The organism is Kitasatospora sp. NPDC028055 (assembly GCF_040637885.1).
Classification (GTDB): Bacteria; Actinomycetota; Actinomycetes; order Streptomycetales; family Streptomycetaceae; genus Kitasatospora.
On the sequence record NZ_JBEZXE010000067.1, the window covers coordinates 25,216 to 39,778 of the forward strand.

General features: G+C 70.7%; 10 protein-coding genes. 7 read left to right on the top strand and 3 right to left on the bottom strand.

Going from position 1 to position 14,563, the window contains the following annotated elements:
• Positions 1 to 167: 167 nt before the first annotated feature.
• The 3 genes from pruA to AB0F71_RS36755 all read left to right on the top strand — a co-directional run bounded on the left by pruA (position 168) and on the right by AB0F71_RS36755 (position 8,051).
• Positions 168 to 1,793 (top strand): L-glutamate gamma-semialdehyde dehydrogenase, encoded by a 1,626-nt coding sequence (pruA, locus tag AB0F71_RS36745; protein ID WP_360244569.1) that lies wholly within the window; start codon positions 168 to 170, stop codon positions 1,791 to 1,793.
• A gap of 286 nt (positions 1,794 to 2,079) precedes the next feature.
• Positions 2,080 to 7,026 carry an NAD-glutamate dehydrogenase gene (locus AB0F71_RS36750; protein WP_360244535.1) on the top strand — a complete coding sequence of 1,649 codons (4,947 nt, stop codon included), beginning with the start codon at positions 2,080 to 2,082 and terminating at the stop codon, positions 7,024 to 7,026.
• 185 nt (positions 7,027 to 7,211) lie between these two features.
• Positions 7,212 to 8,051, top strand: a complete 840-nt coding sequence (locus tag AB0F71_RS36755) for a hypothetical protein (protein ID WP_360244538.1) — start codon at positions 7,212 to 7,214, stop codon at positions 8,049 to 8,051.
• Here the strand turns inward: AB0F71_RS36755 and AB0F71_RS36760 are convergent.
• Together AB0F71_RS36760 and AB0F71_RS36765 are read right to left on the bottom strand one after the other, a co-directional pair.
• Complete coding sequence (locus AB0F71_RS36760) at positions 8,038 to 8,910, bottom strand: hypothetical protein (RefSeq protein WP_360244541.1); 873 nt, start codon at positions 8,908 to 8,910, stop codon at positions 8,038 to 8,040. The two genes, AB0F71_RS36755 and AB0F71_RS36760, sit on opposite strands and share 14 nt — an antisense overlap.
• A gap of 148 nt (positions 8,911 to 9,058) precedes the next feature.
• On the bottom strand, positions 9,059 to 10,033 hold the full coding sequence (locus AB0F71_RS36765; RefSeq protein WP_360244544.1) for a tetratricopeptide repeat protein: 975 nt from the start codon (positions 10,031 to 10,033) through the stop codon (positions 9,059 to 9,061).
• Between the two features lie 519 nt (positions 10,034 to 10,552).
• Here AB0F71_RS36765 and AB0F71_RS36770 point away from each other — a divergent pair.
• The 3 genes from AB0F71_RS36770 to AB0F71_RS36780 all read left to right on the top strand — a co-directional run bounded on the left by AB0F71_RS36770 (position 10,553) and on the right by AB0F71_RS36780 (position 12,605).
• A complete protein-coding gene (locus AB0F71_RS36770; protein ID WP_360244547.1) occupies positions 10,553 to 10,975 on the top strand; it encodes an ATP-binding protein in 423 nt (140 codons plus the stop codon).
• Positions 10,976 to 10,989: 14 nt separating this feature from the next.
• On the top strand, positions 10,990 to 11,559 hold the full coding sequence (locus AB0F71_RS36775) for a hypothetical protein (RefSeq protein ID WP_360244550.1): 570 nt from the start codon (positions 10,990 to 10,992) through the stop codon (positions 11,557 to 11,559).
• 77 nt (positions 11,560 to 11,636) lie between these two features.
• Positions 11,637 to 12,605, top strand: a complete 969-nt coding sequence (locus AB0F71_RS36780; RefSeq protein ID WP_360244553.1) for a hypothetical protein — start codon at positions 11,637 to 11,639, stop codon at positions 12,603 to 12,605.
• Here AB0F71_RS36780 and hemC read toward each other — a convergent pair.
• Positions 12,602 to 13,528, bottom strand: a complete 927-nt coding sequence (hemC, locus tag AB0F71_RS36785) for a hydroxymethylbilane synthase (protein WP_360244556.1) — start codon at positions 13,526 to 13,528, stop codon at positions 12,602 to 12,604. The two genes, AB0F71_RS36780 and hemC, sit on opposite strands and share 4 nt — an antisense overlap.
• Before the next feature lie 484 nt (positions 13,529 to 14,012).
• Between hemC and AB0F71_RS36790 the strand changes: the two genes are divergently transcribed.
• Positions 14,013 to 14,315, top strand: a complete 303-nt coding sequence (locus AB0F71_RS36790) for a hypothetical protein (protein ID WP_360244559.1) — start codon at positions 14,013 to 14,015, stop codon at positions 14,313 to 14,315.
• Positions 14,316 to 14,563 lie beyond the last annotated feature (248 nt).

Consider the following 14,563-nt stretch of genomic DNA (forward strand, 5'->3'; position numbering starts at 1 on the left):
GCGGACGGGCCGAGCCGAGGCGGTCGCCCGGCAGTCGGGCGGAGCCGCCGGGCCGGCGGACGTGGCGGGCGCCACGTCCGCCGTTGGCGTGTCTGGACGGGCGGAACCGCCCGGCCCTGGTCAGGCTGGACTCGAACCCCAGCCGCCAGGACGGAGCCGCCATGCCCATCGACGCAGTCACCGAGGTGCCGACCCCGGTCAACGAGCCGGTGCGGACGTACGCGCCCGGCAGTCCGGAGCGGGACCGGCTGGTCCGGCGGCTGGACGAGCTGGCGGCCGAGCAGATCCCGCTGCCGATGACCATCGGCGGTGAGCAGCGGTTCGGCGGCGGCGAGCGGATCGAGGTCGTCCAGCCGCACCACCACGCCGCCAAGCTGGGCGTGCTCGGCAACGCCACCCGGGAGGACGCCCGGGCGGCGGTGGACGCGGCGCTGGCGGCCGGGCGGCAGTGGCGCTCGCTCTCCTTCGACGACCGGGCCGCGGTCTTCCTGCGGGCCGCCGACCTGCTGGCCGGGCCGTGGCGGGACACGCTCAACGCGGCGACCATGCTGGGCCAGTCCAAGACCGTGCAGCAGGCCGAGATCGACTCCGCCTGCGAGCTGATCGACTTCTGGCGGTTCAACGTCGGTTTCGCCCGGCAGGTCCTGGCAGAGCAGCCGGTCTCGTCCCCGGGCGTGTGGAACCGGGTCGACCACCGCCCGCTGGAAGGTTTCGTCTACGCGGTCACCCCGTTCAACTTCACTGCGATCGCCGGGAACCTGCCCACCGCCCCCGCGCTGATGGGCAACACCGTGGTCTGGAAGCCCGCGCCGACCCAGACCCTGGCCGCGTACCACCTGATGCGGCTGCTGGAGGCGGCCGGCCTGCCGCCCGGGGTGATCAACCTGGTCACCGGCGACGGCCTCCAGGTCTCCCCGGTGGTGCTCGCCGACCCGGCCTTCGCCGGGCTGCACTTCACCGGCTCGACCGCCACCTTCCAGTCGCTCTGGCAGAGCATCGGCACGAACATCGGCGGCTACCGCACGTACCCGAGGATCGTCGGTGAGACCGGCGGCAAGGACTTCCTGCTGGCCCACCGCTCGGCCGACCCGGACATCCTGCGGACCGCGATGGTCCGCGGCGCCTTCGAGTACCAGGGCCAGAAGTGCTCGGCGCTCTCCCGCGCGTACCTGCCGCGCAGCCTCTGGCTCAGGATCAAGGACGACTTCCTGGCCGAGGTGGACGCCCTCACGGTGGGCGACGTCACCGACCTGTCGAACTTCATGGGCGCCCTGATCGACAAGCGCGCCTTCGAGAAGAACCGCACCGCGATCGAGCGGGCGAAGGCCGACCCGACCGTCGAGCTGGTGGCCGGCGGCCAGTACGACGACGCGATCGGCTGGTTCGTCCGGCCGACCGTGCTGGTCTCCTCGGACCACCGGGGCGAGATCTTCCGCACCGAGTACTTCGGGCCGATCCTGGCGGTCCACGTCTACGAGGACTCCCGCTGGGACGACGTGCTCGGCCGGGTCGACGCGGGCGCCCCGTACGGCCTCACCGGCGCGGTGATCGCCCAGGACCGCTACGCCATCGCCCAGGCCGTGGAGGAGCTGCGCTTCGCCGCCGGGAACTTCTACATCAACGACAAGCCCACCGGCGCCGTGGTCGGCCAGCAGCCCTTCGGCGGCTCCCGGGCCTCCGGGACCAACGACAAGGCGGGCGCCGCCCAGAACCTGCTGCGCTGGACCTCGGCCCGGGCGATCAAGGAGACCTTCGTCGCGCCCACCCGGCACGGTTACCCGCATATGGGCTGAAAGCGAACACGACGCTCCGGTTTGGACATGGTGTCCAGGACGGACCCGACATCCTGCGGGTTTGCGCCTCCCTGTCCCTGTGCACCTTCGATTGATCCGGTTAGGCTGGCTGGCGTCGTCGGGTGGCTTGCAGGACGAACGTGTCGTCCTACCCGCTGGGAGGACGTTTCATGCGTGCCATGAGCCCCTTTCAGTCGGACGGTGCGGCAGGATTGCGAGCGACCCGTCGGTGTACACCCACACACCACCGAGTCACGCAACGGCGCGCGACAGGAGCCAAGAAGTCATGCAGACCAAGCTGGACGCAGCCAAGGCCGAACTGCTCAAGAAGGCAGCCGCAGCCGCTGAGAACAGCCAGGTGGGGGGAGCGGCGCCGGGGGAGGGTCTGAGCAACGGCGCTCTGACCGCGTACCTGCACCACTACTACCTCCACACCGCGCCCGAGGACCTGGTCGACCTCGACCCGGTCGACGTGTACGGCGCGGCCGCCTCCCACTACCGCCTGGGGCTCAAGCGCCCCCAGGGCACCGCCGAGGTGCGGGTCCACACCCCCTCGGTCGAGGAGAACGGCTGGTCCTGCGGCCACACCGTGGTCGAGGTCGTCACCGACGACATGCCCTTCCTGGTCGACTCCGTCACCAACGAGCTCTCCCGCCAGGACCGCGCGATCCACCTCGTCGTCCACCCCCAGCTGGTCGTCCGCCGTGACATCACCGGCAAGCTGCTGGAGATCCTGGACGTCGACGCCTGCTCCCGCAGCCAGGCCGCCGGCACCGAGTGGCCCGCCGACGCGACCGTCGAGTCGTGGATGCACGTCGAGATCGACCGCGAGACCGACCGCGACGACCTGCGCACCATCGAGACCAACCTGCGCCGCGTGCTCGGCGACGTCCGCGAGGTCGTCGAGGACTGGGGCAAGATGCGCGACAGCGCGCTGCGCCTGGCCGACGAGCTGGCCGAGCAGCCCCCGGCCGAGCTGCCCGAGCAGGAGGTCGGCGAGGCCTGGGAGCTGATGCGCTGGCTCGCCGACGACCACTTCACCTTCCTCGGCTACCGCGAGTACGACCTGGTCGAGCACGAGGGCGAGGAGGTCCTCAAGGCCGTCGCCGGGACCGGCCTCGGCATCCTGCGCTCCGACCCGCGCAGCCACGACGACCGCCACCACTCGGTCTCCGAGGCCTTCGGCCGGCTCTCCGCCCCGGTCCGCGCCAAGGCCCACGAGAAGAAGCTGCTGGTCCTGACCAAGGCCAACAGCCGCTCCACCGTGCACCGCCCGGCCTACCTCGACTACGTCGGCGTGAAGAAGTTCAACGCCGCCGGCGAGCCCATCGGCGAGCGCCGCTTCCTCGGCCTGTTCTCCTCCGCCGCCTACACCGAGTCGGTCACCCGCATCCCGGTCGTGCGCCGCAAGGTCCAGGAGGTGCTGGACGCGTCCGGCTTCTCCAGCGAGAGCCACGACGGCCGCGACCTGCTCCAGATCATGGAGACCTTCCCGCGCGACGAGATCTTCCAGACCTCGGCCGCCGAAGTGCTCTCCATTGCCACCAGCGTGCTCTACCTGCAGGAACGCCGTAAGCTGCGGCTCTTCCTGCGCCAGGACGAGTACGGGCGCTACTTCTCCGCCTTCATCTACCTGCCGCGCGACCGCTACACCACGCGCATCCGGCTGCTGCTCACCGACATCCTCAAGGAAGAGCTGAACGGCGCCACCATCGACTACACGGTGTACGCCACCGAGTCGGTGCTGACCCGCCTGCACTTCGTCGTCCGGGTCGCCCCCGGCACCGAGCTGCCCCGGCTCACCGACTCCGACATCGAGCGGATCGAGAACCGCCTGGCCGAGGCCGCCCGGTTCTGGATGGACGGCTTCCACGACCAGCTGCACATCGAGCTGGGCGAGGAGAAGGCCGCCGAGCTCGGCCACAAGTACGCCAACGCCTTCCCCGACGGCTACCGCGCCGACTTCCCGCCGCGCACCGCCGTCTCGGACATCAAGCAGATCGAGTCGCTGCACGGCGCGGGCGACTTCCGCCTGAACCTGTACCAGCCGGTCGGCGCGGGCGACGACGAGCGCCGCTTCAAGATCTACCGGGTCGGCGGCCCGATCTCGCTCACCGAGGTCCTGCCGGTGCTCCAGCGCCTGGGCGTCGAGGTCCTGGACGAGCACCCGTACGCGCTGCGCCGCTCCGACGGCACCACCGCGTGGGTGTACGACTTCGGCCTCAGGCTGCGCGAGGCCACCGAGCTCACCGACGAGGCCCGCGAGCGCTTCCAGGAGACCTTCGCGGCGACCTGGACCGGCAAGGCCGAGAACGACGGCTTCAACGAGCTGGTCCTCACCGCCGGGCTGAACTGGCGCCAGGCGATGGTGCTGCGCGCCTACGCCAAGTACCTGCGCCAGGCGGGCTCCACGTTCTCCCAGGACTACATGGAGGACGCGCTCCGCAACAACACCCACACCACCCGCCTGCTGGTCAACCTGTTCGAGGCCCGGCTCAGCCCCAGCCACCGCTCCGGCGCCCTGGAGCTGACCGAGGGCATCCTGGAGGAGCTGTCCGGCGCGCTCGACGAGGTCGCCTCGCTGGACGAGGACCGCATCCTGCGCTCCTTCCTGCACCTCATCAAGGCCACCCTGCGGACCAACTTCTTCCAGCACGACGGCTCCGGCGAGTGGCACTCCTACGTGTCGATGAAGTTCGACCCGCAGGCCATCCCGGACCTCCCGGCCCCGCGCCCGGCGTTCGAGATCTGGGTGTACTCGCCGCAGGTCGAGGGCGTGCACCTGCGCTTCGGCAAGGTCGCCCGCGGCGGTCTGCGCTGGTCCGACCGGCGCGAGGACTTCCGCACCGAGATCCTCGGCCTGGTCAAGGCCCAGATGGTCAAGAACACCGTCATCGTCCCGGTCGGCGCCAAGGGCGGCTTCGTCGCCAAGCAGCTGCCGGACCCGTCGGTGGACCGCGACGCCTGGCTGGCCGAGGGCATCTCCTCGTACAAGACCTTCATCTCGGCGCTGCTCGACATCACCGACAACCTGGTGGCCGGCGAGGTCGTCCACCCGGCCGACGTGGTCCGCCACGACGAGGACGACACCTACCTGGTCGTCGCCGCCGACAAGGGCACCGCGACCTTCTCCGACATCGCCAACGGCGTCGCGGAGTCGTACGGCTTCTGGCTGGGCGACGCCTTCGCCTCCGGCGGCTCGGCCGGCTACGACCACAAGGGCATGGGCATCACCGCCCGCGGCGCCTGGGAGTCGGTCAAGCGCAACTTCCGCGAGCTGGGCCACGACACCCAGACCGAGGACTTCACCGTCGTCGGCATCGGCGACATGTCCGGCGACGTCTTCGGCAACGGCATGCTGCTCAGCGAGCACATCCGGCTGGTGGCGGCCTTCGACCACCGCCACATCTTCCTGGACCCGAACCCGGACGCGGCCGTCTCGTACGCCGAGCGCCGCCGCCTGTTCGACCTGCCGCGCAGCTCCTGGGACGACTACGACAAGTCGCTGATCTCGGCCGGCGGCGGCGTGTTCCCGCGCAGCGCCAAGTCGATCCAGGTCAGCGCGCAGGTCCGGGCCGCCCTGGGCATCCAGGAGACCCGCCTCACCCCGGCCGAGCTGATGAAGGCCATCCTCCAGGCGCCGGTCGACCTGTTCTGGAACGGCGGCATCGGCACCTACGTCAAGGCCTCCACCGAGTCCAACGCCGAGGTCGGCGACAAGGCCAACGACGCCATCCGGGTCAACGGCGAGCAGGTCCGGGCCCGGGTCATCGGCGAGGGCGGCAACCTCGGCTGCACCCAGCTCGGCCGCATCGAGTACGCGGCCACCGGCGGCCCCGAGGGCACCGGCGGCTGGATCAACACCGACGCCATCGACAACTCGGCCGGTGTGGACACCTCGGACCACGAGGTCAACATCAAGATCCTGCTCAACCAGGTCGTCGCCGAGGGCGACATGACGGTCAAGCAGCGCAACGCCCTGCTCGCCGAGATGACCGACGAGGTCGGCCACCTGGTGCTGCGCAACAACTACGCGCAGAACGTCGTGCTGGCCAACGCCGTCGCCCAGGCGCACAGCATGGTCAACGTCCACGCCCGGATGATCAACCGCTTCGAGGCGGCCGGCCGGCTCGACCGCGGGCTGGAGTTCCTGCCCACCGAGCGCCAGATCCGCGAGCGCCAGCAGAGCGGCCGCGGGCTCTCCCAGCCCGAGCTGTCGGTGCTGCTCGCCTACACCAAGATCATCCTGGCCGACGAGCTGCTCGCCACCGACCTGCCGGACGACCCGTTCTTCCGCACCGCGCTGCACGAGTACTTCCCGAGCGCGCTGCGGGCGAGGTTCGCCGACGCGATCGACAACCACGCGCTGCGCCGCGAGATCATCACCACGCTGATCGTCAATGACACGATCAACCGCGGTGGCTGCACCTTCGCCTTCCGCTTGAAGGAGGAGACCGGCGCGACCTACGAGGAGATCGCCCGGACGCACACCGCCGCGCGGGCCGTCTTCGGCCTGGAGGAGATCTGGTCCGAGATCGAGGGCCTGGACAACAAGGTCCCGGCCCGGACCCAGACCAAGATGCGGCTGCACTCGCGGCGCCTGGTCGAGCGCGCCACCCGGTGGATGCTCAACAACCGCCGCCAGCCGCTCGACATCGCCGGCACCATCGAGTTCTTCCACGACCGGATCAACCAGGTCTGGGGCTCGCTGCCCAAGCCGCTCCGCGGCGAGGACCTGGCCTGGTTCGAGAAGATCCAGGGCGAGCTCGCCGCCGCCGGCGTGCCGGACGCGCTGGCCACCCGGATCGCCGGGCTGTCCTCGGTCTTCCCGACCCTGGACATCACCGAGGTCGCGGACCGCTCCGGCAAGGACGTCGCCGAGGTCGCCGAGCTGTACTACGACCTGGGCGACCGCCTGCAGATCTCGCACCTGCTCGACCGCATCATCGACCTGCCCCGCACCGACCGCTGGTCGTCGATGGCCCGGGCCGCGATCCGCGAGGACCTCTTCGCGGCGCACGCGGCGCTGACCGCCGACATCCTGGCCTGCGGCCCCGAGGGCGCCACCCCGGAGGAGCGCTACACGGCCTGGGCGGAGCTCAACTCCACCCTGCTGAACCGCGCCAGGGCCACCCTCGACGACATAAGGGGTTCGGACAACTACGAGCTGTCCAGCCTCTCGGTCGCGATGCGCGTCATCCGCACCCTGCTGCGCACCGGGTCGATGCGCTGACGGACGGCTGTTCCGGAAAGGCCCGCGTCCTCGGACGCGGGCCTTTCCGCATGCCCCGCCGCATGCCCTTCCGCGCCCTGCCGAATGCCCTTCCGCATGCCCTTCCGTATGCCCTGGAAAACCGATTGTGGGTCGTGGGCGCAGCTTCGGTACGGTGATCCACGAACGACTCAGGGGGGCACGACATGGGGAAGAACCGGGGACGGATCCGCGCGGTGGGCGTGGGCGTCTCGGTGGTGCTGCTGGTCGCCGGAGCGGCGGCCTGCGGCAACGACGACAAGGACGACAAGAAGGACACGGCGAAGGCCGGCTCCACCGCTGTGGCCTCGGCGGCGCCGACCTCCAAGGGGCCGGAGGCCTTCTCGGCGGCCGGCTACCGCGGCCTCAAGCCGGCGATGGCGAAGGACGCCGGACTGGCCACCGGCGCGCTGGAGACGGCGCCCGTCTCGCTGCTCGACGGCTGCACCGACTTCGTCTACAAGGGCGGCCCGGCACCGGACAAGACCCGGATGGACGCGGAGGCTGCCACCGAGGCCCGCTACAAGGACCTCAACGCCAAGGCGGACGCGGCCCGGGGCAAGTCCCCCGCTCCGGCGGGCACGCTGCCGCCCGGGGCCTCCGCGAAGGATGCCGCCGCGGCCGCAGCCGGCTCGGCCGCCGCCGCCAAGGACTCGGCCGCCACCGCCCAACTGATGGCGGACGCCACCCAGTCCATCGTGGACATGTGGACGGCCCGCGAGACCAGGGACAAGGCCTTCCTGGCCACCGGCCGGGCCTCCTTCGCCGCCAGCGGCCTGCGCGAACTGGTCGCCCCGGCCGAGGCGAAGACCGCCGAGGGCATCGGCGTCGGCTCCACCGTGGACGACCTCCAGCGGGCGTACGGCGCCAAGGGCCTCCAGCTCGCCAAGAGCGGCAAGTACGAGCTGCCGGTCGAGGGCCAGCAGGGCTGGAAGTACGAGTTCACCGTGGACGGCGGCAAGGTCGCCGGGATGGCCGTGGCCAACCGCGACATCAAGTGCACCTGACCGCCTGACCGCCCACTACGGCGGCACCCCGGTGCCCGCGCAGCGCCGCGCGGGCCCGGGCGGCGCCGCTCGGTGTGGTGGCGGCGCTGCGGCCGACCGCGACGGTTCTGGTGGTGCCGAGTCCTGCGCACGGGCGGCAGATGCCGGGGCGGGGCACCGGATCGTGGCACTTGGCGCACTCGGCGTAGGACGGGGGCGGGGATGCCGTCCGCGGGGGCGGCAGCTTGCGTTGGAGCCGGTCGCGCAGGATCGCCACCGGGGAGTGCAGCGGCGAGGGCAGGCCGGGGAGCAGGGCGTGGGCCAACTCGGCCGCCGTGCTGCCGCGTTCCAGCCACTGGGCGACGAGCGGCGCCAGCTGCTGCGCCTCGGCCTCGCCGAGTCGCAGCCGGGGTTCGGGCCGGATGGCGCGGAAGAGTGCGGCTACCGCCCTGCGGGTCTGCTCGTCCGTGCGCGTCAACTGGGCGGGGAGGGTGGGTACTTCTCCTGGGTTCTTTACTACAGGGCTGTCAGGCGGACCGGCCTCGGGCTCACCGGGGTCCGAGAAGCGGACACTCGGTGACGCCGGGCGCTGCGGCGTGTCGTACACGTGCACGTCGGTGCGGAGGGTGCCGTCGGGCATCCGGACCGTTTCGACCCGGTAGTACCCGGCTTCCTTGAGCTCATTGAGCGCCCGCCGGACGGCGCCCCGCCCCTGCGGGCTGCTGTCGGCCATGTGCCGCCCGTCCTCGCGCCAGCCATCGGGACGGGAGAGCAGGTCGGAGAGGAGGCCTCGGGCGGTGTAGCTGAGGCGACGGTCCTGGAGGAGGCCGTTCGGAAGTACGGTGAAACAGCGCGCATGGGCGCTACGATGAATCTGCATTGGGAGTGTCAGCTCCTGTGCCGGACCCCGGGGTGTTCCACCACCGCCGGGGTCTTCTATGTTCTGTTGATGATGCGGAAAGTAGCACATCAACTACGCGGAGTGCCAAGCGTTGGGGGAATCCGCAGGCCGTGGCCCGCGCCGTTGGTCAGATCCGGCGGCTGGTCGCCATGGGACGGGCCCGTTCGAGGAGATCGCGCACGTGGGGGTTGCGACGGTGCGGTCGAGTTGCGGCGAGCATCGAGCGGAATCGGTCGTCGGCCCGGCCGGACTGGACTGCCGGGTAGTCGTCGAGAGCCCGGTGCCAGTTCTGCACTGCTTCCTCCAGCCGGCCGGCTTCGAGCTGCCATTCGGCGAGCATCGAACCGTGGCGTACGCGGGCCCGGCGGTACACGGCGGGCCGGACCTTCTCGGAGTGCTGGAGCGCGCGGATCGCTCCGTCTCGGTTCCCGAGCTCGTAGTTGACCTGGGCGACGTGGTACGAGAGCGAGGCGGGGTCGTAGGAGCCGTGGGCCTTGGCCTTGGACTCCGCCTGCTCCATGGCGACCTCGGCTTCGCGGAGCATGGCGAGTGCACCGGCGCGGTCGCCGGTCTGGGCGAGGGCATGCGCCTGCTGGCCGGCGAGGAAGGCCCTCATGCGGGGTCCGGCCTGCGGGGAGGCGGCCGAGGCGGCGTCCGCAAGTCGCAGGGCGGTACTGCCGTGGCCGAGGTCGACGGCCTGAACACTCATGCCGCGCAGGGTGGTGCAGTACGTGAGGTGGTCGCCCGCGTGCCCGGCCAGCTCCAGGGCCTTCATGTAGTAGCGCTGAGCCAGGGCGTCGTGACGCTCGTCCATCGCCATGTAGCCGGTCAGGTAGCAGTGGTCGGCCGCAGCCGAGAGCATCGCCTCGCGGACGTGCTCGGTGGCATCCGCCTGGAGGTACGGGGCGATCGTGTTGACCAGGAACGAAGCGGCCATCGGTCGGGCCATTCGGCCACCGAACTGGTCGTCCAGGTCGCTGATCCGCTCGGTCATGGCGGCGACCGACTGGACCTCGGCCATGCCGATCCGCAGGTGTGGGGTGGTCCGCAACTTCTCGAAGCGGCCCACCAGGTCAGGCCAGCCGGGGATGGTGAGAGCCACCGAGTACAGACTGGCTGTGAGAACTCCGCGCCGGGATGGGTCCATATCGAGGCTCCCCAGATCGATCAGCCCTGACACCGTATCCGCCGACTCGTCAACGGTGGTAGGCATGTTTCGAAATCCCGCCTCGACGGCGGTGATCGGCCGCTTGAGTCTCCGTGCCAGTGCCTCCAGGACCACCGGCAGGGCCTTCGCGGCCGGTGAAGTGCCGCCGAGCCAGTGTGAAACGGCCGAGGCGTCGTACGTGAGCCGTTGTCCGATCTCGGTGCCGGTCCGATTGACCGCTCGCGCCAACTCGCCGTTGCCCCAGGCGGCTTCGGTCATCAGCGAAGCGAGCTTGCGGTTCGGTTCACGGTCGGATCGCACGACAGTTCCCCCTTGCGGGCAGGTTTCAAGGGTTTCAACTTCCCGACTCGGCTCGACCATAGCCGACGATGGGGCAGGAAGGTTGACTGTTCGTCATCGGTCAATCACCAGCAGTGGCACACCTTTGGCCCTGCCTGCCCCTGAGGTACACCCATGCTCGCCTCCTGTCGCCCCCGTGCGTTCGCCGCTCGCCTCGACTCCCGTGCCGAATCCACCTCCCTGGCGCGGTACTTGCTCCGTGCGTATCTTGCGGGCCTGCCCTTCGGCGACCGCTACCGCGACGTCGGCGAGCTGCTCCTCGGGGAGCTCTTCGCGAATGCCGTCCAGCACTCCGGCGCGCCCGACGACTGCCTGATCGAGGTCCGGTTCGCCGTCGCCAACGGCCGTCTGCGGGTCGAGGTGCACGACGCCGGGGCCGGTCGGCCCTCCGTTCGTTCCGCCACCCCGTGCGACGAGGACGGGCGTGGGCTGTTCCTCGTCAACGAGCTGGCCGAACGCTGGGGTTGCTGCCCCCGGGCGGGCGGGATCGGCAAGTTCGTCTGGGCCCTGATCGCCCCTTCTCTGCTCACTGTCTGAGAGCGCACCCTCCGATGCTGCCTCCGCTCCCCACCCTCGCCCGGCACGCCCTCGACCGCGGCCACACCCCCGCCGAGACCTACGCGATCCTCGCCCGCCGCACCGGCGAACCCCTGCCCGCCGCGCGCGCCGTCTGCCTCGCCCTCGCCATCCCCCTCGCCGAGGTCACCATCCGCCTCAACGAGTGCTACGACGCCCTCCTCGCCGACCCCCGCCCGGGCGCCGAGGCCGACACCGGCGAACTCCTCGAAGCCCTCGGCGTCTTCGACATCCCCAAGCCCCTCACCGCCACCGAACTCGCCGTCGTCGAGCACTTCCTGGCCGCCATCGACGCCATGGGCGGCATCCGCGCCGGCCACCAGCACGGCCTCGCCCGCTGGTTCACCACCGGCAACCTCACCGCCGCCTACCTCTCCCTCACCGCCGCCCGCCCCCTGCCCAGCACCGGCGACCCCGCCCGCTACTGGACCACCCTCGTCACCGCCGGCGAACTCCTCACCGCCGAACCCGCTCCCGACCCCCGCATCAGAACCGCCCTCACCCACTGCCGCAGCCGTGCGGCCACCCACGCCGCCACCTCGTAAGCACCAGAAGTCGACCCCGCCGACTTCCTGTGCAGCACTCCCGGCTGGCGCCGCGCACCATGGATCGAGAGGACGAGATGACCACCACCCAGCACACCGCCGCACACGCCACCACTGGCCGGCTCCACGGCCGCCCGGCCGTCCGCAGTTTCCTGGAGGGCCCCGAGCTCACCGCGTCCGACCTGAGCATGGTCCTGCTTGTCCGGGAGGACGGCGAGGAGGCCGACCGGCCGATGCCGACCGTCACCGTCGCCGAGATCCCACAGGCCGTACGAGACCTGGCCGCCGTCGGCATCCGATCGGTGAAGGTGTTCGCCAACAGCCTGGAGCGGAACCCGCAGGCTTCCGGCGCCGTCGCGCTGGACTCCCTGATGGTGCGGGCCATCCGAGCCGTCAAGGACACCGAGCCCGGCATGGCCGTGATGACGGAGAACTGCCTGTGCGGGCACACCGACACCGGCGAATGCCACCTGACCGTGAACGGGCGGATCGACCTCGGCGCGACTGCGGTTCTGACCGCAGCCCAAGCTGTCATCCAGGCAGGGGCGGGCGCCGACATCGTCGGCCCGGCGGCCATGACCAGGGGCACGATCTGGACCGTGCGCCAGGCCCTGGACGAGGCCGGTCACCGCGACGTGGCGACCATGCCGCACCTGATCCTGGACTCTGCCCTCTACGAGGGCTACCGCACCACCATGCGGGCCACGCCGGCCTCCGGTGCCCGTCGCCCCTTCCAGATCAGCCCTCGCAGCCCAGCGAGCGCCGTCGACACCGGCCTCGCCTTCCTGGGCGAGGGGGCGGACATGCTGCTGCTGGAGCCCGGGATGCTGTCGGTGGACATCCTCACCAGGCTCAAGCGCCGCACCCAGGCGCCGCTGATGCCGTTCTCCGTCTCCGGCGAGTACACGCACCTCGCTCCGTTCGACCCGGCCACCGGACGCAGGGACTTCCGTCCGCTGCTGGAGGTGTTCACCATGCTCAAGCGGGCCGGGGCCGAGCGGATCATCACCTACGCGGTCCTCGACCTGGCCCGCCTGCGGGCCTAAGCGGCGGGTCGGGCCTCCGCGAGGATGGCCTCCGCGCCCTGGTCCAGCAGGAGGCCGGCCACCTGCATGCCCAGCTTCTCCGGCTCGCACAGCGGGCCGGAGAGCCGGGCCTCCACCTGCCGCCTGCCGTCCACGGAGGTGACCTGCCCGTGCAGGGTCAGCACGTCGCTGTCGGCCTTGCCGAACGCGCCGACCGGCACCGAGCAGCCGCCGTGGAGCTCGGCCAGCATCGCCCGCTCGGCCCGCACCTCGGCGTCGGTCACCGGGTCACCGGACCCGGCCAGGATCTGGCGGGCCAGCTCGTTGTCGTCCCTGATCTGGATGCCCAGGGCGCCCTGGCCGGGCGATGGTGGGAACTGCTCGATCGGCAGGATCTCGCTGATCTCCTCGCCGCGGCCGAGCCGCTTGATCCCGGCAGCTGCCAGCACCACGGCGTCCAGCTGCTGTGTCTTGAGCTTGCCAAGCCTGGTTGGCACGTTCCCCCGGATCTCCACCGGTACCAGGTCCGGGCGGACGCGCAACAGCTGGGCGATCCGGCGCGATGCCGACGTGCCGATCCTGCCGCCGGGCGGGAGATCGGCGAGGGTGCTGCCGCACAGGGCGTCGTGCACGTCGGCGCGGGTGGGTGGGGGCAGGAGGATCAGGCCGGGCGGGTTCGCGGTCGGCAGGTCCTTGAGCGAGTGCACGATCACGTCGACCTCGCCGGACAACAGTGCGTCCACCTGGTTCACGGAGAACGCCGAGCCGCCGCCGCGCTCCGACACCTCCCTGAGAGCGGACCTGCGGTCCTGGTCGCCGGCTTCCGTGATCACTCGCTGCCGGAAGGCCACGTCGGGGAAGCGCTCCCGCAGCGGTGCCAGGAACTCCCTGACCTGGGCCCGCGCCAGGTGACTGGCCCGCGACCCCACTACCAGTGTGCTCATGCGCCAACTCCCGGCATCTGGCGAGATGTTGGCCAGATGCTACCCGCCTCGAACGCGCCCGGTTTCCAACTGTATGTCGGAAACCCGGGAGGAGCCCTTCGTGCCGCATACCACCTGGACCATCCGCATCGGCGCCCGAACCCGGGCTCGTCAGGCAGTACCACCGGAATCCTGGCCCGTCACCCCGGGCGACTGAGAACCATCAAACGCCTGCGGGCCGGGTAGGGACAGGGCGATCCTGTAGGCAGACGCAAGGCAGCTCAATAGGCTGTCTGGCCCTCACCGACGGCACCGCAGAGACGGGCCTCAGATGACCAACGACGCTCTACGAAGGCTTCGCCTCGGGCGAGAGTGGACCAGGGCGAGGTCGCGAGCCGGGCGAACGCCCGGATCAAGGCCGCGACCGGACGTGAGTCGGCGATTGACGCGTGGTCCGCTCTGCACGACTGCACGCCGCACTGGCCGAGATGAGGAGAGCCCAAGCATGACCATCGAAGATGTGATCAAGGAAGCCGCAGCTCGAGGTATCGCGGGGCTCCCGGAACCTTCCCGACTCACCCACGTCCGGGTGTGGCCGGGCGCGTCGCAATGGGTTGGCGAGATCGGTGAGCCGCCCCACAACGAAACGGTGGGGGATGGCATGTTCGACACCAAGGGCGAGGCCCAGGAAGCCGCGTTGAAGGCCGTTGCTTCCGGTCGGGCCTTGCTGGTTGCCCTGCTTCCGGTGGATCTCGCAGCGACGGCCGCAGAGTGGCCGGAGCCGACCGTGGCCTCCTGGGACGTCTGACGGCTGTAGAGGGACCGGTCCGGGAAGCACTCAGGCCGGTCGCCCACGGTCAGCGCACAGGATCCCGCTTCTCCGCTCCGCCGGACACGCTCGGCGGAGCGGAGGATTGCAGTGGTTTCACTGTTCGGTCGGTGGCGTGCTGGTTGGCCGTTCCGCAGTGGGCCGGCCTTCGAGATCATCTGTCCGCCACCGTCGACCTGACCGCCTTCCGGATCGTCCAGGAGGCGCTGACCAACGTGATCCGGCAC